The organism is Clostridium pabulibutyricum (assembly GCF_058242705.1).
The window spans coordinates 1-24,118 of the sequence record NZ_JBZAYZ010000007.1 but is presented as its reverse complement, the minus strand read 5'-3'; the positions used below and the strand labels follow the sequence as shown (position 1 = coordinate 24,118).

At 30.7% G+C, this 24,118-nt stretch carries 24 protein-coding genes, 1 pseudogene, 1 CRISPR repeat array and 1 riboswitch; of the genes and pseudogenes, 5 read left to right on the top strand and 20 right to left on the bottom strand.

All coding sequences use genetic code 11. The features are described 5' to 3' along the window. Positions 1 to 13 precede the first annotated feature (13 nt). The 13 genes and pseudogenes from cas1b to AC4CVH_RS08850 form a co-directional block, all read right to left on the bottom strand. A complete protein-coding gene (gene cas1b / locus AC4CVH_RS08910) occupies positions 14 to 1,018 on the bottom strand; it encodes a type I-B CRISPR-associated endonuclease Cas1b (RefSeq protein ID WP_490787408.1) in 1,005 nt (334 codons plus the stop codon). Positions 1,019 to 1,042: 24 nt separating this feature from the next. Continuing rightward, entirely contained in the window at positions 1,043 to 1,537 is a 495-nt protein-coding gene (locus tag AC4CVH_RS08905; protein WP_490787407.1) for a CRISPR-associated protein Cas4, read from the bottom strand. Between the two features lie 13 nt (positions 1,538 to 1,550). Continuing rightward, a complete protein-coding gene (gene cas3, locus AC4CVH_RS08900) occupies positions 1,551 to 4,076 on the bottom strand; it encodes a CRISPR-associated helicase Cas3' (protein ID WP_490787406.1) in 2,526 nt (841 codons plus the stop codon). Between the two features lie 9 nt (positions 4,077 to 4,085). Further along, entirely contained in the window at positions 4,086 to 4,829 is a 744-nt protein-coding gene (gene cas5b, locus AC4CVH_RS08895; protein ID WP_490787405.1) for a type I-B CRISPR-associated protein Cas5b, read from the bottom strand. A 3-nt stretch (positions 4,830 to 4,832) separates the two neighbouring features. Beyond that, positions 4,833 to 5,762, bottom strand: coding sequence for a type I CRISPR-associated protein Cas7 (locus AC4CVH_RS08890; RefSeq protein ID WP_490787404.1), 930 nt, complete (start codon positions 5,760 to 5,762; stop codon positions 4,833 to 4,835). Beyond that, positions 5,763 to 7,493: a hypothetical protein gene (locus AC4CVH_RS08885; protein WP_490787403.1), complete on the bottom strand. Its 1,731-nt coding sequence runs from the start codon at positions 7,491 to 7,493 to the stop codon at positions 5,763 to 5,765. It lies immediately after the preceding gene. 18 nt (positions 7,494 to 7,511) lie between these two features. Beyond that, complete coding sequence (locus AC4CVH_RS08880) at positions 7,512 to 8,222, bottom strand: CRISPR-associated endoribonuclease Cas6 (protein ID WP_490787402.1); 711 nt, start codon at positions 8,220 to 8,222, stop codon at positions 7,512 to 7,514. A 389-nt stretch (positions 8,223 to 8,611) separates the two neighbouring features. Continuing rightward, a CRISPR array of direct repeats spans positions 8,612 to 10,022; the repeat unit is 30 nt; unit sequence ATTTAAAAACATCTCATGTTAAGGTTCAAC. Positions 10,023 to 10,217: 195 nt separating this feature from the next. Then, positions 10,218 to 10,556, bottom strand: a pseudogene (locus AC4CVH_RS08875) (ATPase); the annotation flags it as partial. 1 nt (position 10,557) lies between these two features. Beyond that, positions 10,558 to 10,725 carry a hypothetical protein gene (locus AC4CVH_RS08870; RefSeq protein WP_490787401.1) on the bottom strand — a complete coding sequence of 56 codons (168 nt, stop codon included), beginning with the start codon at positions 10,723 to 10,725 and terminating at the stop codon, positions 10,558 to 10,560. Positions 10,726 to 11,760: 1,035 nt separating this feature from the next. Continuing rightward, complete coding sequence (locus AC4CVH_RS08865) at positions 11,761 to 11,931, bottom strand: hypothetical protein (protein WP_490787400.1); 171 nt, start codon at positions 11,929 to 11,931, stop codon at positions 11,761 to 11,763. 12 nt (positions 11,932 to 11,943) lie between these two features. After that, positions 11,944 to 12,054: a methyltransferase domain-containing protein gene (locus tag AC4CVH_RS08860; protein WP_490787549.1), complete on the bottom strand. Its 111-nt coding sequence runs from the start codon at positions 12,052 to 12,054 to the stop codon at positions 11,944 to 11,946. Positions 12,055 to 12,220: 166 nt separating this feature from the next. Continuing rightward, positions 12,221 to 12,502, bottom strand: a complete 282-nt coding sequence (locus AC4CVH_RS08855) for a cupin domain-containing protein (protein ID WP_490787399.1) — start codon at positions 12,500 to 12,502, stop codon at positions 12,221 to 12,223. A gap of 95 nt (positions 12,503 to 12,597) precedes the next feature. After that, positions 12,598 to 12,741 (bottom strand): helix-turn-helix transcriptional regulator, encoded by a 144-nt coding sequence (locus tag AC4CVH_RS08850; RefSeq protein WP_490787548.1) that lies wholly within the window; start codon positions 12,739 to 12,741, stop codon positions 12,598 to 12,600. A 46-nt stretch (positions 12,742 to 12,787) separates the two neighbouring features. Between AC4CVH_RS08850 and AC4CVH_RS08845 the strand changes: the two genes are divergently transcribed. From AC4CVH_RS08845 to thiM, 3 genes are all read left to right on the top strand, one after another. Next, positions 12,788 to 13,279, top strand: a complete 492-nt coding sequence (locus tag AC4CVH_RS08845) for a hypothetical protein (RefSeq protein ID WP_490787398.1) — start codon at positions 12,788 to 12,790, stop codon at positions 13,277 to 13,279. A 45-nt stretch (positions 13,280 to 13,324) separates the two neighbouring features. Then, positions 13,325 to 13,430: riboswitch (TPP riboswitch) on the top strand. A gap of 290 nt (positions 13,431 to 13,720) precedes the next feature. Next, on the top strand, positions 13,721 to 14,290 hold the full coding sequence (gene thiW, locus AC4CVH_RS08840; protein ID WP_490787397.1) for an energy coupling factor transporter S component ThiW: 570 nt from the start codon (positions 13,721 to 13,723) through the stop codon (positions 14,288 to 14,290). Further along, entirely contained in the window at positions 14,268 to 15,053 is a 786-nt protein-coding gene (gene thiM / locus AC4CVH_RS08835) for a hydroxyethylthiazole kinase (RefSeq protein WP_490787547.1), read from the top strand. Before thiW ends, thiM begins: the two co-directional genes overlap by 23 nt. Here the strand turns inward: thiM and AC4CVH_RS08830 are convergent. From AC4CVH_RS08830 to AC4CVH_RS08805, 6 genes are all read right to left on the bottom strand, one after another. Then, entirely contained in the window at positions 15,019 to 15,465 is a 447-nt protein-coding gene (locus tag AC4CVH_RS08830; RefSeq protein WP_490787396.1) for a hypothetical protein, read from the bottom strand. The two genes, thiM and AC4CVH_RS08830, sit on opposite strands and share 35 nt — an antisense overlap. Next, on the bottom strand, positions 15,458 to 17,368 hold the full coding sequence (locus tag AC4CVH_RS08825) for an FtsX-like permease family protein (protein ID WP_490787395.1): 1,911 nt from the start codon (positions 17,366 to 17,368) through the stop codon (positions 15,458 to 15,460). The genes AC4CVH_RS08830 and AC4CVH_RS08825 overlap by 8 nt, the downstream gene beginning before the upstream one ends. Next, positions 17,355 to 18,119 (bottom strand): ABC transporter ATP-binding protein, encoded by a 765-nt coding sequence (locus AC4CVH_RS08820; protein ID WP_490787394.1) that lies wholly within the window; start codon positions 18,117 to 18,119, stop codon positions 17,355 to 17,357. The genes AC4CVH_RS08825 and AC4CVH_RS08820 overlap by 14 nt, the downstream gene beginning before the upstream one ends. Before the next feature lie 74 nt (positions 18,120 to 18,193). Continuing rightward, positions 18,194 to 19,201 carry a sensor histidine kinase gene (locus AC4CVH_RS08815; RefSeq protein ID WP_490787393.1) on the bottom strand — a complete coding sequence of 336 codons (1,008 nt, stop codon included), beginning with the start codon at positions 19,199 to 19,201 and terminating at the stop codon, positions 18,194 to 18,196. A 61-nt stretch (positions 19,202 to 19,262) separates the two neighbouring features. Then, positions 19,263 to 19,946 carry a response regulator transcription factor gene (locus AC4CVH_RS08810; RefSeq protein ID WP_490787392.1) on the bottom strand — a complete coding sequence of 228 codons (684 nt, stop codon included), beginning with the start codon at positions 19,944 to 19,946 and terminating at the stop codon, positions 19,263 to 19,265. Between the two features lie 14 nt (positions 19,947 to 19,960). Beyond that, positions 19,961 to 20,539: a TetR/AcrR family transcriptional regulator gene (locus AC4CVH_RS08805; RefSeq protein WP_490787391.1), complete on the bottom strand. Its 579-nt coding sequence runs from the start codon at positions 20,537 to 20,539 to the stop codon at positions 19,961 to 19,963. Positions 20,540 to 20,710: 171 nt separating this feature from the next. On the opposite strand from AC4CVH_RS08805, the gene AC4CVH_RS08800 reads away from it, so the two are divergent. After that, a complete protein-coding gene (locus AC4CVH_RS08800) occupies positions 20,711 to 21,322 on the top strand; it encodes a flavodoxin family protein (RefSeq protein WP_490787390.1) in 612 nt (203 codons plus the stop codon). Positions 21,323 to 21,337: 15 nt separating this feature from the next. Further along, complete coding sequence (locus tag AC4CVH_RS08795) at positions 21,338 to 22,522, top strand: MFS transporter (protein ID WP_490787389.1); 1,185 nt, start codon at positions 21,338 to 21,340, stop codon at positions 22,520 to 22,522. A 536-nt stretch (positions 22,523 to 23,058) separates the two neighbouring features. Here the strand turns inward: AC4CVH_RS08795 and AC4CVH_RS08790 are convergent. Next, positions 23,059 to 24,000, bottom strand: coding sequence for an IS982 family transposase (locus tag AC4CVH_RS08790; RefSeq protein WP_490787388.1), 942 nt, complete (start codon positions 23,998 to 24,000; stop codon positions 23,059 to 23,061). Between the last annotated feature and the right edge of the window lie 118 nt (positions 24,001 to 24,118).

The window sequence follows — 24,118 nt, the reverse complement described above, 5'->3', positions numbered from 1 at the left end:
GCCAAATACCACCTTACATCATATCTTTTAAACTAAACGGTTTAAATTCCTCACCCTCTACCAGGTATTTTATGAGCTTATACCCATCAAGCCTAATAGCTGTCTTATAACTCACCTTTCTCTTGAGCTTTTTATGATCAAAAACACTTTCAAATCTCTGTTCAATAGCCTGTACAAATATTTTTTTACCTTCCTCATTTAAAAGACAGTAATTGTATTTCTTGTCAAAATGTTTGCTCACCTGAATCTGTTTTGTATTAACTAAGTCAAATATGGTCTTAAAAACTATTGCAGGTTTAAATACTTCAGATAAATCAAGACTCAAAGAAAATCTGCCCTCAGACGGCTCATGCAGATAGCTTATAGTTTGATTTAAATGAGTGTTATAGATTTGAGCCACTGTTTTTGAGTACAGTATTGAATTACCAAAAGATATAAGTGCATTTATAGGATTATCCGGCGGTCTTTTGACTCTTTTATTAAGTACAAAGTCTTCTGGAAGTATGTACTTAAAACAATCATAAAACCTCTGCCATATTTCACCCTCGACTCTAAGTATCTGTTTTATCTCTAAACTACTATCCTCCATATATTCCGGCATTTTTTCTCTTATCCAAATAAGTGCAGGCTCTACTTCCTTTTTATCATGCCTGTAATAATGATATAAAAGCTGATATATGTTTTCACCTATTCCTCTTACAAATGCTTTTGCTATGTAATTTCTATTCTTTAAAAAGGTTTCAACCTGTTTTATCGTCGCCTTCCCACTTACAAGATTTTCCTTAGGATAAAAAGTTCCACTGTAATATCCATAGTAATTAAAAAAGTGAATAACTATACCCGCCTTGGCCGCAAAATCAAGAAACTTTGTATTTATGGATATTTCATTCATGCAATACAACTCCCGTATAGATTCTACTGGCAGATAAGCATTCCCCTTGTCAGTTTTAAAAACTATGGAATTGTCTTTCCTCTTAAGTTCTCCCATACTCATAAGATATTTTGTACCGCTTGCCATGTTTTTCACCACCTAAAATATATTTCATATGTAACAATACTCATAGTAAGCACATTTCCTGCAGCCCTTGACTTTTCCGATTTTAGGAGGTGTTTCCTCTTTAAGAAGCTTTTCCATTTCAACTTCTAAATCCTTTAATCTATTTTCATCTTCTTCTGTAAGGGTTACATATATTATCTTTTTATCCTGTTTATTTTTTTCTTGAAATTCTAGCTTTCCTTCTCTTATTATGCCTTTACTTTTTAATATGCTTAAATAAAATAGGACCTGCCACTTTGAAGCCTCTACATCTGCATCAGACTTTTTTACCTCAACTAGATAATCTTTAGTAAGCTTATCTATCTTCACATTATCTATAGCTATTTCTGCATTGTCTTTGCCTTCCGCCTTTAATTCGTGAATTGCCTTTCCTATCTTTACATCTTCACTTATATATTCCATGTTTATTCTACTTGCATGCAGCCAGAACTGCCTTTTGCAGTGAAAATAGTAATTTATAAGTGTACCGTTTATTTTCATAACTCCTCCATAGTCACAACATTATATTTACCGCATCAACCTTTTCTCCTGTAAATATATCCTTGTTAAACCTTCCATTTTTTATATACTTTTCTCCGTCTAAAATGTAATATACATCTCCAAGAAGTTCGTTGTACTGATCTGGCATTTTCTTTACTCTGTATATAAAATAATTCAGAGAAGGGTTAATTTCAGATAATTTCACTTTTTTTTCAGCATAATCAATGGAATTGTCCATTAAAACTTTTTTATAACTTGACCACACATCAACTCCAGATATAAATTTATTTTTTTCAATTTCTATATTCCTGGAGATAAATACTGTATATTCCTTTTGATCATCATCTATAAGCCTCATATGTTTTTCCAACTCTTTAAACTTCAAAGAATATAATAATGAAATAAAATGAGCATATCCTCTATCATTACATTGCTTTTTATTCTCATTTATTTTATCTACTATCTTCTCATAATATTTTTCAAAATCCTTATTTAAAAGAATATCTTTAATATCAGAGTTTATCAACGTAAACTCCTTTTCTCTTCTGACATCGCCTCTGTATATATTTGTACAATTATCAATTTTGAAAAATTTTACTCTTCCTTTTTTTAAGCATGACCTGTTTACTCTTCCCATAAACTGTTCTTCTGCATCCAGTATGGATATATTTTTATAACCAATGTCCATGTCTATGTCAATTCCAGCCTCTATTATCTGAGTTGCTATGAGTATGAGTTTTGTATTCTTCTCCTTTGCCATAGCTACAATCTTCTTCCTGTCAATTTTGTTGTCATCAGAGGTCATAATTACAATCTTATGACCATACTCATTGAAAAATTTTTCACTCATATAATCATAAAATTCATCTGTTCTTTTCCTAGATATGAATTCAACAAGTATTTTATGATTTTCCCTGCTTTCAAGCTCAATATCTTCCATCAGTCCTTCAAACTGATCTTTAATTTCACCTTCTAGATCCAGCATTTCAAATTTTACTCTATCTTTAAAATATGGATTTTCAAAATAATGCCGTCTGTCCTTTATCAAATATACAAAATTTTCGCTCTCATAATCTACAAGCTTATTTAATCTTGGAAGTGTAGCTGACATTACTACAACCTTTATATTCAAAAGTTCAGAATATGCCTCGAGAAAATTTATTATTTCTTTCCATATATCATTTTTATAGCTTTGTATTTCATCTAGTATTATTACTGAATTGCACATATTTACAAGCGGAAAGCTTTCCTCTCTGCTTGTTCCAAACAGAGAATTAAACAGACTTACATGTGTGGTTATAACAAAAGGATAGTTTATAAATATTCTATTTAAAAGAGACTTTTCATAATCTTCATCATTACTCTTTATAGGCGTCAGTGAATTTATAACAGATATACTTTTAATTATCTCACTGTCATCTTTAAATATATTCATAAATTCAGCTTCTGTCTGTTCAACCAAGGTGTTAAAAGGAAATACGTAAAATAGTTTGTTTATTTTATCATCTGAATTGAGTATAAGCCTTGCAAGATTAATTGACGTTAAAGTTTTTCCCGCTCCAGTTGGTGCTTCAAGATAATACATATTCTTATCTCTATTTTTCAAATAAATTTTTTCAGCCTCAAGTGTTATTTCAGATCTAAGCTGATTTATACTCGTATACCCATCATCCTTTATCGGAGACTTTTCATATTCTCTTACGCTTTGCATAATTGAGTATTTATCTATATCTTCACTGAACTTCTTTTTTAAATTATCATCTACAAGTCCCAAATCATCTACTTTTTCACCATGCATAAATTCTGATGTGGCATAATAATCCGCTGCTGTTAAAACTGAAAACACAAGTTTTACGTAAATATATATACAAAAACTTAACTTTTCATCTTCCTTTAGGTAATTTTCCATATATTTTCTAGAATTTTCAAATGAATTACAAATATACACTCTTCCTAAAGCATCCATATTGAGATCAGGATAGTACTTTTTTTTACTATATATTTCAAGAGAATTGCTTAATAACAATCCATAATTTTCTATATCAATTAAAGCACCATGATGTTTCGATATTACATACGAGTTTAAGTACATAAAATACTTTAGATAAAATCTGTCGTATCTCTTCTTAAGTTTGTCTATCCTTTTAGCAAAATAACTTACATATATATATGCACCAATAGCTGAATGTATTTTATCAGACCCTCCATCCTTATACATCTCATTTTTCATATTATTCCATTGAAAACCCGGATTTATTTTTCCCATGTCATGCATATAAACAGTATTTGCAAGCATTTCTTTCCAAAGATTTATGACTTCCTCACTTCTACCTTTTAATAAATCTTTTTGAAGCTTAAAAAACACATCTCCTAGATTTTTCTGCCTGCATATAAATTTAAAATATTTATACGTCAAATTTATATGACAATTAAGTTTTTCTCTTCTGCTCCCATCATTCCTATCTCTATGGGCATACATTTGATCCAGATTATTTATGAAACTTTCTGTTTTAAACAAGTGAATATCATCAAAATACATAAAAGCCTCCTAAAAAAAATAGATATTTTTCCCAAATTCCTCATCTCTATATATAAATTCATTTTCATCCAAAGAATCTACATACATATTGGTTTCCGTAAAGTCAGCAAATTGATACTGATTAAGTTCCTCATCCATACCAACTGGCAGATATTCTGTATATTTCCATGCAGTATCTTCCCCGTTCTCATCTGCATACTTATCCACCTTAAAATATTGAGTTTTAAACATACTGTCTATTATCTCAAAATCATCTGTTTTTGACACCTCAAGCCTGCATACATCCGTTATATCTGCAAAATGATCGTTTGTACCAAGGTATGGTAAAAATTTTGCTTTATTTTTCATAAGCATATCTGCAAACTTGGCTGTAACACTGTCTATTTTTACATATATAAGCCATTTAGGGTTTTCAAGCCACTGCTGTTTTACTATAAGATTTCCCCCAGCTTCTTTGCTTGCATATCCTACAGAATTATTAAAGGCCTGAACTTTCTTTGTTATATATCCATGCCTGTTAAGAGTTACTACTGCTACCTTAGAAGACTTTAGCCTGTCATAAAATTCGGGATATATATTTTTCTCAAAGTCCCTGCTCTGCGCATTATACCCTGTAAGTCCAATAACGCTTCCCATTATCCCAAGGAGAGCAATCTTGTGTATGCTTCCATATGTAAAATAGTAATACGTATTTACATCAGGTTTTTTAAAAAACGCAGTTCTGCCAGAAAGCTTAAACCTTAAAACCTCCATCTTCTAAACCTCTTTTCGTGTGAATATATTAAAATACTTAGCTCCTTCAGGTTTATTTTTAAGTTCCAATTTATAATCATTGTAATAAATTTCTATACCTTTAATATCATCTTTTAACTTGCCTAGTATTTCACTTAAATTCAATTTTAATATATCTTTGTCTTTACCTTTCTCAAATTCCATAAATTGAGTTAAGTTTGGAAGGTATGTGCTTTCATCCGTTTCTATAAATAGTGCAAATTCATTTTCACATCCTGCTTTTGCATTTGTATTTAATGCCGTCGCACCAATTAGTGCCCCATTTTTAAATTTTTTATAATCTTCCTCTGTGTAGCCCTCTGTAACATCCATATCTACATAATCCCTATAAGAAGTTGGGTTTACATAGAAAGGATACAAATAATGTGCCTCATCGCTTACAATCTTCGTTCCAAGTGTACTTTGATTTGCTTCTTCTGCTTCCTTTCCTTCTTTTGCTTTCTTATCACTTCTAAATGGAGACAAGATCTGCTGTTCCTCTGAATTTGAATTCTTATAAACATTGAAGCCCTGACCTATTTGGACAGCTCCTGTAATTGATATATTATTTCCCTCTTCTGCAAAGGTAGCTCCAAAAGACTTTACGTCAACTGTAGAAAACAAATTTTCAAGAATGTTTGTACTTTCATCTTTTTTAGTAAGTTTAGTATCAAAAACTTGATTGTATCTCTCTTCAAGGGATCTTGGCCTTATTTTACCTTTTTCTGTCTTGAATGATTTTATATAAAGTATTTTTTCTCCATTGTCCTGCCAATACTTTTTTATGCTGTATTTAAGTGCCTTGTCACTTCCGAATATGTTTCCATTACTTATTGTCTTTGGATATCCTCCAAAATCCGCATTCCAATTTGCCATAATTGATTTTATTCCAATAACACCATATACTCTATTCATCTAATTTTCCTCCTCTTTTTTATATATTAGACTGGGACTTAAAAATCCTGCAATTATACTGTCTTGATTTACATGATTATCTGGCACATAAGCCAAAATCATACAATATAAATTATTGAATTTAAGATGTGGTCTTATTGTGTAATTGTACTTTATAAACAACTTTCTAAGCCTGTCTTTAATAACTTTGTCATTTTCTGAATTTAAAAATGTATTTATGAAAGAACAACTTTTATTTGCTGACTTGTTCAAGCTGTAAAAATATTTGAGAAGCTGTCCTATACAAAAGTAGTATTCTCCATCATTTTCTATCTTTACTTTATCACCATTATCATCTTTTATATTTATCTTTTCATCTACACTTTTTCTGGCATCCTGAACAATTGAATTCATATTCCTTTTTCCCCCTTCATTAAAGTAGCTGATAAGCGCATGCCTTAAATTAAACTGATTTACTGCTTTATTCATATTTCCCTGAAGTATGGAATTTTTGAGAAGATAAAGACTCATACTGTTCCAAAATGCTCTTACAAGAGAATCTTCTCCCTTAAAAAACCATGTATAAAAACCCTGTCTGTATTTTAAAAGGCATTCCTTAACTTTGGAATCATTTAAATTTATGTCACCAGGTTCCGTAAAAAAATTAGTTTCAAGATATTTATTAAAAAACACTTGACTCACATTCTTTTTTACCTCTCTAAGGTAGATCATATTTTCACCAATTAGCTCAAATTTTTTACCTATGCCCTCATTTAGTATTGGATTTATTTCTATATTCCTTTTAAGTTTGTATCTATATCCAGTTACAGAATCATAATCTATTATCTCAACTTCTTTGCCCTTTTTCACCCTTAGAATATGTCCATTAAAATCGGAATCTCTATTCTCATCTGCTTTTAATGGCTGCATATTTTTATCTACATATATACAGTTTTTAGCCTCTGCTGAGCAATTCATCAGATAATCGAATAGCTTCTTTTCCCGTGAAATAGTTTTAGAATCTACAAGAACAGATAACTTGCTCTTTCTGGTCTTATTTTCAAGATATGGCTTTTTTGAATTCAGTCCCATATTAAAATCAGGAAGCCCATACACATTTTCTCCAATTTTAACATTGTAATCTGCACTATTATATATGTTTGGGATTATATATCTCTGACTTTCTGCTTCATAATTGTGAATGGTTGTCTGGTAAAATAATTTAAGATATGTTTTGTCTAATTTCTTTAAGCGCGCTGCTATTTTCCATATATTATCCTTTATCCAATTTTGTATTTTATCTGTAAGTTCTCCATCTGGCTCGCCATTTTCTTTCGCAAATTTAGTATAAAGTTCAATATTCTTTTTACCCTTATATTTTTTTTCAGGATTTTTTAAAATATCGTAATATCCTTCTATTATTTTTTTATTTAATTTCCCACTTGATACATCCAAATTTTCTTTTTTAACATAAAAGGCAAATAAATTATTACTGTGTATTACCTTAGCTGGATCTATCGGTTTATTCATGGAAATAAGTCCACTCAGACAGTCCTTTTCTGCAAATTTTCTATAAGCATTCTGGGACTTGTCTGACTTTTTATTCACATCAAATATATCGACAATTTCGCCATTATCCTCCAAAGTAAACTCTACATAACTTCCAGGTGACAGAGTATAGTTATCTACAATTAAAGCATCCTTTTTTTCTTCATATTCATTATTAAATGCCCTGCAAATCTCCTTTATCAAATATCCTCAACTCCACTCTTATTTTATGTACTGATAGTTCATGAAGCCGTAACCCCTTGGACACATATCAGCAACACCTGTTCCAAGCAGCATATATGCAATATTTTGAGCAGTACTATCTGTATCTATACTTAATGTGGCTTTATCTCCAAGAAGTTTTTTATCTTTGAAATCAACAGCGATGGGCTTTTTATTGTCTATTTTAGAATAGTTAAAGAGTTTTAAATTTTTGTCTATGCTTTCTCCCGTAAGAACTTCGTATTTCTTTATGCTGGTTGTTCTTATATACTCAAAGAATTGTTCTTCTGTATATCCATTTCTCCAATATACAATTTTATCACTTCCAGGCATTTTTACTATCACAGGTGTTATGCTGTATATTCTTTCTATTGGTCTTTTAGGTATAATTTTGCTTTCGCATACAAGTACCTTGAGCTTCGAAGTATACTCATTACTCAAAAACTTTAAAAAATGTCCTTTTAATTCATCTCCTATACACCTCAGCTGAAAGTTGTAAACTTCACCTTTTTTATACATCTTGGTTTTTACATCAAGTGGATACAGGCTGTTGAAACAATAATTTTTCATAGTATTTTCTTCATGAAAATTTTCCAAATCCTTATTTCTGTAAAAAGATTTATCCATAAGTCTACTTAAATCCTCAAGGGTTTCTCTGGCAGTAATATCCTGAAGAGTGAACACTTTTACATTTATTTCAATAATATTCATGATTATTCTCCATTCCTCTGTATTATTATACATAGTAAGAAACCATTTTCCATATATACTATTATTCGACTTTACGAGAAAGAACTCCTGCCATGCTGGCAAGAGTTTTTTTAGTTTATCTTTTCATTTTTATCTTAATGTCTACAGATTTAGGAATTTGTATAGTACATATTATAGAAATTACAATAGCAACTAATATTAAGTATTTTCTCATTATAATTTCTCCTAAGATTGTTTATATAATATATTATGATAAGAGCCACACGTTTGTTAAAATTCAATACTATTAAGTTGAATTTTAATTAGTACTTAGTCACTTGCATCGTGTCTTATACAACATTTGTTATGGTTCAACAATCATTTAGTGTTAAAATTCATTATTACTAAGTATTTAAAAACATCTCATGTTAAGGTTCAACATTTACTCTGCATTTCTTTAACGGTGTTCTCCAGATTTAAAAACATCTCATGTTAAGGTTCAACAGACAACATTTTTAAAATGCCTCAAATGGCTATATAATTTAAAAACATCTCATGTTAAGGTTCAACTTTGTATCCATATTAACTAATGCTTTTTCTATTTCATTTAAAAACATCTCATGTTAAGGTTCAACTTAAAATATCTACGTATTGTTTTAACATTACCATCAATTTAAAAACATCTCATGTTAAGGTTCAACTCTTATAATGAGGTTCATATGAATTATCCCAACAAATTTAAAAACATCTCATGTTAAGGTTCAACACGGAATTACAGTATTTATCAGTGAAGAATATTGTAAATTTAAAAACATCTCATGTTAAGGTTCAACAGTTAAAAGTGTTTAATGGTTATAAATTTAAAACTCAATTTAAAAACATCTCATGTTAAGGTTCAACAAAGTAATACTAATTAGGCTCATATTATATTTTATAATTTAAAAACATCTCATGTTAAGGTTCAACTGATGATTGGAAACAATTTAAAGAAGATTATAAATTATTTAAAAACATCTCATGTTAAGGTTCAACTTAAGCCATCACGCAAGCAAATACTTATATTTGTTATTTAAAAACATCTCATGTTAAGGTTCAACCTTTAATCATCCTTTCTATATTTTATTTTTTAAATTATTTAAAAACATCTCATGTTAAGGTTCAACTGGATTTTATTATACTAATACAATAGAACAAATTAATTTAAAAACATCTCATGTTAAGGTTCAACGCTAAAAGCAAATCTAAGCACTCAACATCATCTATTATTTAAAAACATCTCATGTTAAGGTTCAACTTTTAAAATTAAAGAGCAGCTAAGTATTTTTAACGAATTTAAAAACATCTCATGTTAAGGTTCAACCTTTCGAACTGTCATTCCATTTACTGCCCAGTAGAATTTAAAAACATCTCATGTTAAGGTTCAACGTCAACCTCTGGTATGACTTTTAATCTTTGGAACTCATTTAAAAACATCTCATGTTAAGGTTCAACAGATTAATTGTACGTGGGGGATGTTAAAATTGAATAATTTAAAAACATCTCATGTTAAGGTTCAACGCCAAGATGCAGGTACTTCTCTCAAAACAATGCTTAATTTAAAAACATCTCATGTTAAGGTTCAACTGGATAGAATTTTAGATATGGAGGCGTGTGAATAAAATTTAAAAACATCTCATGTTAAGGTTCAACTTAAAGGAGGAATAAAGTATTGCTATGATTTAGTAAATTTAAAAACATCTCATGTTAAGGTTCAACAGGGTAACTGTAATCTCTGTTGGAAACTTTTTGTTTATTTAAAAACATCTCATGTTAAGGTTCAACCCGAGTAAAATAGCTATTCCTCATTTTTATTATATACTATGAAACCTTATAAATAAAGGATTTACTTAAAATTTTTCCAACCGTTCTTGAATTTTTACAATGTGCATAAAAAAGGTGCCATAAATCATTGTCTCATATAGCTTTAAGGCACTTTCAGAATTCAAAGAGGTTGGAAAGATGCCACCTATAACATTTCTTTTTCTCAGCTATCTCAACGTTTTCCATACCTATATAATTCATTATAAGATAAAATCCGTTCTACTTTGCTAATTTTATGTTTTTAAGTATGGTTTTACCTGATAATGTAGTTTCTCGATTAAATGATATGCCTGCTGAAATATAGTAATTCATTAACCTTACAGCTTCTCTAGCACATTTTATTTGCAGATTATCATCTTTCCACGATCCAATCTTTGCCATCATCTCATCAGTATTTATTCTTATTTCATTCTTATTCTCATTATAATAAATTAATTTGTATATGGAACTCTTTCCAGCACCATTTACACCTGAAAATATAGTATATATCTTCATGTTATCCCCTACTTATAACTTTCATTTGATTTCTTTGAAGAATCATATTTGATATATTTGCATAGAAGTCTTTTTCTTCTGCTGTTTTTGCCTTTTGAAATAATTTCATCACATCACTATATGAATAACTTAAAAAAATATCGTATAAACTTTTTTCTCTATTTTCCATATAATACACCTCCAAATAAATCTAAATTAATATTTGAATAAAATTTATCTTACTTATTTTCCTTTGATTTATTTTTATTTATACATCTCATGTTAAGGTTCAACAAACCTGTGTAAAATAGCCATTCTTTATTTTCATTATATACCCTGAAACCTTATAAATAAAGAGTTTCTTTGAAATTTTTCCAACCGTTTTTCATTTTTCAAAAATAGAATAAAAAAAGTACTCTAAACCACTAAAATATATAGCTTTAGATCACTTTTTAATTTTACGGAGGTTGGAAAAATTCTCAGAAGTCAAAAACTTAATAGACATGCCACAAGACCTGATAAATAACCTTCTTTAAATTTTTTTAATGATTTTTCATATTAATAAAAAATATAGGAGATCACTATAAATCATTGAAATTAGAGCATTCATAGCAATTTTGTACAAAGATATGCTTGGAAACTTAGAGACACAGAAATTTGTTTTCCAATGTACAACAAACTGCCTGTCCTCAAAACAGCTCTTGTCCCAATTTTCAAGATAGCCGAAAATACATTTCATATGTTCCGGGGAAACAGTTTCATCGCTGATTTCGCCAATCACTTTCGCCAGCGATTGCCGTCTTGTATCTAATTCCTCAATCCTGCCGTTTGCGTTTTAAAAAATCACAAATTTTAGCGAATGGCTACACCCTACCAAACAACAGTTTTTTATTCTTGTTTAGCAGTAGTTTATTGTGATTGTATAATTTAGTAATTGTTTCTTTATAGGCTAAATATGTGCAATGACCCTTAATCTCCTATAATTAGCAGTCCAAAAAGTTCCATTCCATAGTTTGGGCTGTACCTTGTCCAACATTTTTTTAAAATTAAATCTTGTTCAACATCTGAAAATCTTTCTAAATTTGTTTCAAAAAACTGTTTTGCCCAATTGCATAAACCTTTCTCGCAATCTTTCAAGGGCGTTGGATGATCATAATCATATATTTTTTCAATAAAAAATCCGTGTTTTTCTAACAGAAAGCCAAATAAATCAACGATTTGGAAATTAAATCTCGAGATAAAAGGGACTTCCTACGTCCTGTAAAACGCTCCCAAACCATTGTTCTATGGTTTTGATATTTCCGCATTCACCAAATTCACAAACAAGTTTTCCAGAGGACTTTAATGACTGCTGTAAATATGGCATTTCTAATACATTCATTACTTTAAAGTCCAATTTTGGATACTCCTACTTCGCTTTTTCAATCATATCCGAAGAACCATCAATGCCTAAAATGTAGTTACAAAGTTTTGCTAACTCCGCAGTTAATACACCTGTTCCACAACCTAGATCTAAAATTTTTTAGGTTTTATCATTAGGAACAAATTCCAGAGGCCCTTTCCCATATTCGACAACAAAGTCGTGCTTATTGTCATATAATTTTGAGTTTCATTTCATTTTTTCCTCCATTTCCGATGTATAAATTAATCTTTTATCCTTTACACATCAATCGACTACGCAATAACTATATACTTGGATAAATAACCATGTTATAAATAACACATTGTTGCTGATAAGGATTGTTATAGGCATGAAAAACATTAGCACGAAAGCAAAGTGCTTGTTTTTCTTTTAAAATAATTTTTGTACTTACTTCTATTTCTAACATCCCTTGTACTACTAAAACGTATTCTTCCACACCATCAAGATGCTTTTTAAACTTATGGTGATATTCCGCATCTAATTCTATGTAGTATATTTCTATATTGAGAGTAGGATCAAAAGAAAAAATTGGGAAAGCTCTCATTCGTACATTATCTTCGATAATAGGCTCTTTGGATTGCGTATCATCTATTTCCAGTTCCTCGAATAAAAAAGATAGAGGAACCTTTAATCCTACTGCTATTTTCCAGAGTGTTGTAATAGTGGGAGATATCGTCTCATTTCTATTTGCCCTAGCATAGGCTTGCTAACATCTGTAAGTTTAGCAACATCTTCAATGGTAAGATTTCTAGTCGCTCGTATTTCTCTTAATCGTTCTCCTATTTTGTAGTATAATGTTTATTGTAAGACATTAAGGGGCACAGCCGTCATGACAAAAAAATACAAATATGCCATAGCTGACAAAATATTTGCTATATTCATCGTAACATTAATGATAGTACTTGTAATTACAATACCAATAGCTCTATTTTGCATGGGAATATTACTAATGTTTAAGAAAAATATTATAATACTGAAAGGTACCGGAAATATCCAATATATATTACTCGCCGCTAAATTTATGTTATTAACAATTATTGTACTATATATATTCTCACTTATTTTCAACTCACTATTTCAAGAAAGCAGCGGTATGAAAAAACATATAACAGGCTTTACACTAATGTATTCAACAATACTCTTATATAAATCACTGTATTCCTATTTTTCAATTAACTCCCTTAATGCAAAATTACTAATAAGAAAAGAAGGCATCTTCTGGGTTTCAATATATTTATTTAGTTTATATGTTTTTAAAGAAGTAACTTTTCGTCTAATAGAAAAACTCTATAAAAAGCTAATACTTAGCAAAAGAAAATAAATGCTATTCAAAAAAATTTGCATACTTAGAAGATATATGGTATGATTTTCACAAAAAGGGAGCATATTTAAATATGCTGAGAGGAAGTATATACTTCGACCTATAACTTGATTCGGATAATGCCGACGTAAGGAAATATTTAATTTATGCTGTTTTATATGCTTTATGAGTATAGATGGAATGTGCCTTACAAGGTATATTCCATTTTTTATATTTAAAAAGCAGTGGGGGAGCGCCCAAAGCTTTAAATAAAACTACAACTAAATAGCGAGGGAACTTGTATTTCAAGGTGAGAGGAAGCTTTTGAGCTTCGACCGACCAATATGATTTGTCATATAGGGAATTGCTATTTGGTTACTCTAAAATTATACCTGCAATAATGATGTTTATTTCCTATGTGATAAATTTAGAAAATAAATATTATTATGGAGGTATTTTATTATGGAAAAAAACTCGAAACTATTAAAAAAACTTATGCTGGCAATGATGGTGGCAATGGGAGTTGTGATTTCACCAATTCTTCGTATAGAAGGAATGTGTCCTATGTCTTCTGTTATAAATATTACATGCGCAGTTTTTCTGGGACCATGGTATGCACTGCTGTGTGCTGTTTGTATTGGAATCATCAGAATGTTTATTATGGGAATTCCGCCTTTAGCTCTGACAGGCGCTGTTTTTGGAGCTTTTTTAGCAGGGCTTCTATATAAGACATCCAAAAACACTTTAATTTTTGCAGTTTTAGGTGAAGTTATAGGAACAGGCATAATAGGTGCTATTGTCTCATCACCCATTATGACATATTTCTGGGGTAAAACAGGACTTTCACTTATGTTTTATATTCCTTTATTCTTTACGGCTACAATTATCGGTGGAACAATTTCCTTTATTTTTTTAGGGGCATTAAGCAAAACTGGAATGCTTATAAAGATTCAAAAAGACCTGGGGGTAAAAATCTATGACAAATCAACAGATACTGATAAACAATCTATTGCAAATAAAACACAATATTAAAATAAAAAAACCTCTTATTCATTATATTACAAATCCAATTTCAATAAATGATTGTGCAAATGTAATACTCTCTATTGGGGCAAAGCCTATCATGGCCGAACACCCTCTGGAAGTTTCTGAAATTACATCCGCATCTGATGCGCTTGGAATTAACCTTGGAAATATAACCGACGTCAGAATGAAATCCATGTTGATTTCAGGCAAAACGGCCTTTAAAGAAAAGATTCCTCAAGTAATTGATCTTGTTGGCGTTGGCTGCAGTAAATTAAGGCTTAATTATGCAAAAGAGTTTATTTCTCAGTGCCATCCAGATGTAATTAAAGGTAATTTATCTGAAATAAAAACAATTTGTGGTGTTCAAAGCAATGCAAAAGGAATAGATGCAGGCGAATATGATAAGCTGACAGATGCCAATATAGAAATCATGAAGAAATTATCTCTTAAAACAAATTCTATTATTGCAGCCACTGGTGCGGTGGATGTAATAACTAACGGCAGCGAAACATGTTTAATAAAAAACGGCTGTGAAATGCTTTCAATGGTAACAGGTACAGGATGTATGGTTACTGCGCTTATAACAAGTTATATTTCTTCATCAGATATATTTTATGGTACTATTTTAGCTGTATCGCTTATAGGAATATGCGGAGAACTTTCTCAGCATGTTACCGGTATAGGAAGCTTTAGAACTGCTCTTATAGACAATTTATTTACAATTTCTGATAATACTATAATAAATGAAATCTATTTAAAAATTCTCTAGTTTCTCTTCCAATATCCTTTGACTTTGTATAATAAATATATGGATTTTGAACACTCATTTTAACCAAATTTTTTTTATCACTTTGTGAAAAACAATTTTCATCTTCCCTTGGATAAGCGGCTGTATAATACTCAGCATATACTCCAGATATGGAATGCGGCATAAGTACATATGGCCCATCAATCTTTGCTTTTTTCAAAGCCGTTCTAGTCTCATCTACAATAGTTTTCTTTCCTCTCCCCACCGAATATACATGAATTTTTTTATTATCAACCTCAATCATCCTGCCTAATGGCTTTACATCATTTCTTTCTCTATACTTTCGCACCTGAGCCACTGTACAGACAACTACAGACAATACCAATAATAAAATAAAGCCCTTTGCTAATATTCTTGATATCTTTTTAAGCATTATTTCCACCTTCCTCATATACCATATTTACATAGTTACTACTTATAAAAATATAAAATAATGTCATTATTCCTAAATATACCCCCAAAGAAATGGTAAATTGAATTTTAAAAGAAAAATTCATTATTTGCTCCAGCATCCTCATCGCAACCATACTATGTAATACAGCTATACTTCCCGGCAAAATAAAAAACATCATAACCTGCATATAGACAGATTTTTTTATTTGATTTCTACTCATACCAAGTTTCTTCAAGATAACATATTGCTCCCTATCCATAAATGCATCCTTTAATATCTTAAAATATATTGTGCTGAACATTGAAAGCATAAATATCACAGACATTACCATACCCAGAAAATAAAATATTTCAGCCGCATAATAATCCCAGGTGTGTTGATTTATATATGTGTATATTTTCACTTTAGCTGCTGACTTTTCAATTTCAGATATTAATTGATTATAATTTTGATTTTCTTCAATTTTGACAAAACTTAAAGTTCTCTCCTTGAAACCTTTTTTTGCCTTTTCATATTCTCTATCTTCTAATACATATACATTTTTGATTCCAAACTTATCTATAATTCCGGTAAAAGGAATGTCATCCTTTTGAGCCTTTATAAAATAATCCTTATTATTTATCTCTATTTCCTTTTCATCAAGATTAAAAGGAGATGATAAAGTTGATGCGCTGGATATAAAAACAACTCCTTTTCCTTTAGGCTCAATATAGTTTGGATATTTATAATGTATAAATTTAAAATTCTTTCTTAAAGTTGAATTGCTTATTATAACCGCTTCACGATTATAGTCTACCTTTTTAGTGTAATTTTTATATGAGACATTTCCCAATATAAATTTATTTTCATTGATTTGATTCTTTAGAATCATCTTTGACATTTTCTGTTTTGAGGCTTTGTCATAGGTTTCATAGCAAAAACTATACGGTGTCTCCTTTACCTCCTGTCTTTTTGCAATTTCCTTAAAAGACAGACTAAGTCCAAGAGCCGTTATTGCTGCTGCACACAATATAGCTGTCATTGCAAGATTTCTATAATTGTCTCTGAGTCTGAAATAAACATTTGAAATACTTAATAATCTGGCTTTTCTGTATATAAATTTTTTATTTTTAATTATTCTATGAAAAACTACAGCCATAAAGCTTTGAAAAAAGAAATACGTACCAATTGAAACGCATAATAGCGCCAAAACAGATGAAAGCATCAAATCTATCTCCCATTTTTTAATCATTACTGCAGCTGCATATCCAAATAAAATAAGTGTTATTCCTAAAACGCCTTTAAAATATTTTAGTCGCTGAGGCCCCTCTTTTAACTTTACAGCATTCATCATATCTATAAGCTTGCTTCTTTTCACTATTCTATATTTTCTGTAAGCTACTGCCGCAAAAATACATGAGAATACCAAAATTACTGTATATATTGAATTTAACGATATCTGGAAAGGTATATCTACATTTAAATGAATTGACTTTGCTAAAAGCATAAAGAATAATTTGGATAATATTATTCCAAATACAAGTCCGCTTAATATTGAAAGTACTCCAATAAACAAGCTTTCTATAATAAATACTTGAGTTATTTTTGATTTTTTAACACCGATCAGCATGTACAATGCAGTCTCTTTCTGCCTATTTAACATAAAAAATTTATCTGCACTAAATATAAAGTACACTACCGTACATATTAAAACAAATCCACACGAAATACTAACTGTAGTTGCAGCTTGAAGTCTTTGACTTATTGATATAAAAGCATAATTATTTTTTATTGATAAAAAGTTATAAAGTGCTGCGGCAGATACAGTTGTAATTAAAAGATATAGTTTATATACCTTTATATTATTTTTAAAAAGCTTATAGGAAAGTCTAAAACAATTCATTTCTTTCTCCCCCCATTATCGCCGTCATATTGATAACCTTTTTAAACATGTCACTTCTTACTCCACTGCTATTTATCTCACCGCTTATAATTCCATCTTTAAGGAATATAACTCTGTTTGCATAGCTTGCAGCTCTTGAATCATGAGTCACCATTACAATTGTAGTATTAGAAGTTTTATTTATATTTGTAAAACAATCTAAAACTTCCGCAGAAGATTTAGAATCCAAAGCTCCTGTTGGTTCATCTGCAAAAATCACCTTTGGAGCAGCAATTACTGCCCTCGATATCGCTGCTCTCTGCTTTTGCCCTCCAGAAAGCTCATACGGATACTTATCAAGGTATTTCTCTATGCCAAGAAGCCTTGTAATATCATGAATTCTTTTAACTATTACCTCAATATTCTCATCATTTAATGTCATAGGCAATGCTATGTTATCTCTTATTGTCATAGTGTCTAATAGATTAAAGTCTTGAAAAATAAAGCCAATTGTCTTTGCCCTAAATCTTGCTAAATCATCTTCTTTTAAAGTGCTTATATCCTTCCCGTCAATTATGACTTTTCCCGAGGTTCCCTTATCTATCGTAGACATGATATTTAGAAAAGTAGTTTTTCCTGACCCTGAAGGACCCATTATACTAATAAACTCCCCTTCATTAATCCCTAGGTCTATTTTTTTTAATACTTCATTTTTATTAGCCAATCTTCCATAATTCTTAGTAAGACCTGATACCTCTATAATTTTTTTCATATATCATCACCTCATGTCTACAGTATAATTTACATTCAACTCATCTTCCATCCATTCAGGTTACAAATCATGCCCTATTGTGACATTGGTGTAACATTAAAGTAATCTGACAATTTATAAAAAGCCAGGATAAATTCAGTGTATTTTCCCTCTTCACTTTTCACCTTTAAATCTATATTTAATTTACTGCACATATTTTTAGCATAATATAACCCTATACCTGTCGATTTGGTTCCCGTTCTTCCATTTCTTCCCGTGAAACCTTTATTAAATATTCTGCTTATATCCTCTTTCGGAATGCCAATGCCATTATCCTTAATGTGTACATAATAAGCCTTTTTGTCTTCTTCACTAAATATATGAACCTTACCATTTTCAGCTGTATATTTACTGCTGTTATTTATAATTTGAGAGAATATATATTGAATCCACTTTTTATCACTTATTATATTAAATTCTTTTATATCCATCGTTATTTCAATATTTTTGCTCATAAAAAATTCTGCATTTTCTCTTATGGCATTTCTAAGTTCATCTTTTATAAATGTCTCCTCGCTTTTTATATCCAGATTATAATTATTTGCCCTAGTAACATATAAAACCTGATTTACACTAAATTCCATTTGTTTTACTTTACGCAATACTTTTTCCATATCATCTTGATTTTCTAATAGAAGATATATAGTAGCAATGTTTATTTTAATATCATGTACCCATTTTGTGATATAATCCTCAAAGTTATTTATACTATTCTTTAAATTTTTCTCAACCTTTAAATATTCTGATTTTTGTGTTTCAAGCATATTTGAAAGTACACTCAAATGAAAGTCTTCTGTCCTTTCGTAAAGTTCATTATTGCCATTTATAACATGATTATATTTACTTCTCTCTTTTATAAATCCACAAATAAAAGTTACTCCCATAGTCAACATAATAAGCACATCCATATACATAATATCTTCAAAACTTTTACCTATACTAGCACTGCTGTACAATACACAATTAATCATCACAAAAGTTATAATGTAACCCGACATCCATATCTTACTGATTTTAATATAATCTATTATCGTGATTTTCATATTATCTCTCCCAATAAAAAGCCAGCTATCTAGCACTTTTATCTAAATAGTCGGCTCAAAATCATAATATTATATATCCAATTCCTTTTTGTGTCACTATCAAATCCTTTACTTCAAACTGCTTAAGCTTATTTCTTAACCTATTGATATTAACAGTTAAAGTATTCTCATTAACATATATATCGTCATCCCAGAGTTTTTTCATAAGTCTGCTTCTAGAAACTCCTTTTCCTTTGTTCTCCATAAGAGTTTTTAAAATCAGCATCTCATTTTTTGTGAGCTCCAATGAATTCCCATTGTATATAAGTGCTGCATTATCTAAATTCAATAATAAATCATCACACCTTAATACTTTTGCTTCCTCACTTTTATACTCATAAGTTCTTCTTATAACAGCTTGGAGCTTTGCAATCAAAACTTCTGGGTCAAAGGGCTTCTGTATAAAATCGTCCCCTCCATTATTGATCGCCATTACTATATCCATATTGCTGTCTCTTGAAGATAGAAATATAATTGGTATTTTGGATATTTGCCTTATCTTCCTGCACCAATAAAATCCATCGCATACTGGAAGATTTATATCAACAAGAACGATATCTGGTTTAAAATCTAAAAAACATTCAACTACTTTTTCAAAATCTTTACATACACCTATTTTGAATTCCCATTTACTTAAAAGATTATTTAATGCTTCGCACATATCTTTATCATCTTCAATTATAAATAGTTTATATTTATTATTCATCCATATTTCCTCATTTATCCTTCCACTATACCTTTGAATACACAATTGATCAGTTTACTCACAAAAGCTTTGTCTGCCACATCCCCTGTTATTAATAATCTGTAAAATAGTGGGCCGAAAATCAAATCTATAACTAATTCTATATCCAAATCTTTTTTTAGCTCTCCTCTTGAAATTCCACGCTCTAAAATAAATCGTGAGTCACATCTTCGTGGTTTAAAATATGTCTTTCGATAAGTTTCCGCTAATTTTTGATCAGATTGACCTTCTGCTATTATCTCATTAATTGCCTTTCCTTCTCTGCTAGTCAAAAATTCCGCCAGATTATTCACCTGAATTATCATATCATCAACAGTTGAACCAGTATCAGGTATTGGAAGTCTCACAACAGTGGCATCAAAAAAAGCGTCTATAACAACTGCTGCTTTATTAGGCCACCATTTATAAATAGTGGCTTTGCTCACCCCTGCTCTTTCAGCAATCTTTTCAATTGTAACAGCTGCGAACCCATTTTCAAGCAGTAAATCATATGCAGAAGAAAGAATAGCCTGCTTAGTTTTTTCGCTGCGTGGACGTCCCAATTTTTTTTCCATTGTAGTTACCTCCATTATATTTAATAAACTATACGTATATTATACTATATGTTTTTTTATTTAAAAGTCAAAAAACTATTTACAAAACTGAACGTTTAGTATATTATATATATTAATAAACTAAACGTTCAGTTTTGTAAACATTATTAAATATTTTGGGAGGAAAAATTAATGAAAGTTGCTGCTTTTAACGGAAGTCCTAATAAAAAAGGTAATACTTATTACGGTATAAATGTAATTATGGAAGAACTAAAAAAACAAGGTATAGAAACAGAAATAATTCATGTTGGAAATAAAGCTATAAGAGGTTGTCTTGCCTGCGGATACTGTGCAAAACATAAAAATGGAAAATGTGTTATTGCTAATGATTCAGTTAATACTTGGATTGAAAAAATGAAAGACGCAGATGGAATAATCTTAGGCTCACCAGTCCACTATTCAGCAATCTCTGGAACAATGAAATCATTTCTAGACAGAGCCTTTCATGTAGCAGACGCAAATAGCAATATGTTAAGACATAAGGTTGGAGCTTCAGTAGTAGCTGTAAGGCGTGCCGGTGGAATTCCAGCCTTCAACCAGTTAAATAATTACATCAGTCACTCTGAAATGCTCATTCCCACTTCAAACTATTGGAACGTTATTAATGGAAGACTGCCAGGTGAGGCAATTCATGATACTGAGGGTATTCAAACAATAAGGACGCTTGGTAAAAATATGGCCTGGCTCATGGGCCTTGTTGAAAATGGCAAAGGTGTTATTAAAAAAACAGATAATAAACTATGAGGAAGTGATTCACAAATGCATAAGACAAATTCATCAACAAACAACCTTGAAACTAAACCTGAATTGACTGATTTTTTAATTTTAATTATGTCCATAGCTTGTGGACTTACTGTAGCAAATTTATATTATATCCAACCTCTCTTGGCTGATATAGCCAAGAGTTTTCACGTAAATCAACTGAGTATAGGCTTTGCTGCAACACTTACACAAATAGGCTACGCAGTTGGAATGATATTCATACTGCCTTTGGGGGACATAAAAGAAAAAAGAAGATTGATAGTAATACTGCTTTTATGCTCAATAATATCTCTTATGAGCATGTTCTTTTCTCCAAATATACATGCTGTTGTAATTTCTTCTTTTGCTGTTGGATTTACTTCCGTTGTTCCCCAGCTTATTCTTCCTTTTGCAGCTGAACTATCAAATCCACAGCAGAGAGGACAAACTATAGGCAAAATAATGAGCGGCCTGCTGATTGGAATACTGCTTTCTCGTACGGTAAGCGGCATTTTAGGAAGTTACTTTGGTTGGAGAATAGTATATCTTATTGCAGCTATAATGATGTTTGCTCTTATGATTGTGCTTAAGAAACTACTGCCTTTATGCAGCCCTGTTTCTAATATCAAATATATAAATTTATTAAAGTCAATGATACATCTAATAAGAACCCAACCAATTTTAAGGGAAGCTTCTGTAAATGGTGCTTTGATGTTTTCAGCCTTTAGTGCCTTTTGGACCGCTCTCATATTTTTACTTGAAAGTTCCCATTACAATATGGGTTCTCAGGCGGCAGGCTTACTTGGACTAGTTGGTATCAGCGGTGCTCTTGCGGCTCCAATAGTTGGAAAGATATCCGATAAAAGAGGTTCAAGATTTACCATAAGTATTTGTATAATCATAGTTATATTTGCCTACTCAATATTCTTTCTATTTGGTTTTAAAATCTGGGGACTTATTTTAGGAATCATACTTTTAGACCTTGGAGTTCAATCATGTAATGTTTGCAATCAGACAATAGTGCATTCCTTAAATGAGAAAACACGCAACAGGCTCAATACCATCTATATGGTCAGTTTCTTTTTAGGCGGCGCACTTGGTTCCTTCTTAGGTTCCTACAGCTATTTACATTTTGGATGGTATGGAGTTTGCACTTTGGGAATTGTTACTCAAATCTCAGCAATTATTCTGCACAAAATTTGATGATCAGCCTTGAATGCTTGGTCACAGAAAACTGGTATGGGTTATTAAACATCCATACCAGTGAATTAAAGTCAAAAATAGCTTTTTTTAAATTTTTAAGGCAATTTCGTTTTCAAATGGAATATAGGAAACTACTATAAAACATTGAAATTAGAGCGTTGATAATAATTTTGTACAAAGATATGGTTGGAACTTTCAAATTTCAGACACTCACTCTGCCAAATCAAGAACATCATGTGCTAAGTCCAAAACCAGCATTATGGTGCGTCTCATATTGAAGTTTATATATGTATAGTATATACTTTATTTGTCTAAGGCAGCTTGAGTGAAATACTCTGCTTAGACTTATCATGAATTTTTTGATATGTCTATATTTTGGTAATGCAGCTTTATGTATAACTTGAGTTTGGAATTATAAAACCTATTGTTAACTTAACCCGTTGTGCTAGAAGATAAATTTTGATAAATAGGATATATAATCCATAGAAATAAGCTAAAACAGCCCTAAGAACTTTATCCTATGCTTTTAAGAAAAATTAGCCAAATACTAGATGCTTAATTTTTGATATATTGGGATTAATATTAAATACTTTATTGATAAAATAACAAAGATTATGAGCTAAAATTTTGTTCGTTATTCTTGTTACTAATCCCCACATGGATTTGGCAAGTACCCTTTGTATATTCAGCTGACCGGATAATTGAGAAAAAGTTGTCTCAATTCTTCGTCTGGCTTTAAATATTGTCTGTCTGAATTCTTTTGAAAATTGATTTGCAGTTTTCTTTCTTTTCATGGCGATAAGATTGATTTTTGTTTCAGATTTTAGTTCTGAAATAAATCTATCTCCAATATATCCTTTATCCCCTATTATAGTTACCGGGGATAAGGATGATGTTAGATCCAATGCTGCTGCCCTATCATCAATATTAGCAGGAGTTAAGATAAAATCAGTTAAATATCCATCGAGTGCTGTAAGGGAATGCAATTTAAATCCATAGTAAGTTTCTTTCTTGGAAACACACCTGCCGTAGGCAGCCTCCGGCTTAAATGCTCTATGGAAATGTGCTCTCCCAAATTCACAAACTGGAATCGGCATACTGTCAATTATCCTGTACTGCTCATAAGTATACCTGAGGAACCATGTTATTTCTTGACGGATTTGCTCCATAACCTTATAAAGTGATTTTCTAGTTCTGTGGAATCTTGTTCTTGTACAAAATTCAGGGAATAAATCTTTTAAATTTCTGGTACAAAAACTGAGCCATGATTTCTCAGAATCAATAGAAAGAAGCTCACCAACCAGTGAAAGAGTAATTATTTCACTGTCGCTCATAATTGCTTTATCAATATTTCTGCGATTTTTAATATGTGCTGGAGTAACTTTGTGGTAAAAGTCATCAATTATTACAAATGTAACAGTAATAAAATCTTTAAGATTATCAATTTCTATAGTATAATCTTTCTTGAACTCTGGCATATATGTTTTCCCCCTATTGTTAAGATTTTTGGTGATTTTTTAATGATAAGGTAACATAATTGCCGGAGTTTTTCTATTTATAAATTATGTTAGTGAATTTAACTAGCACAACAGGTTA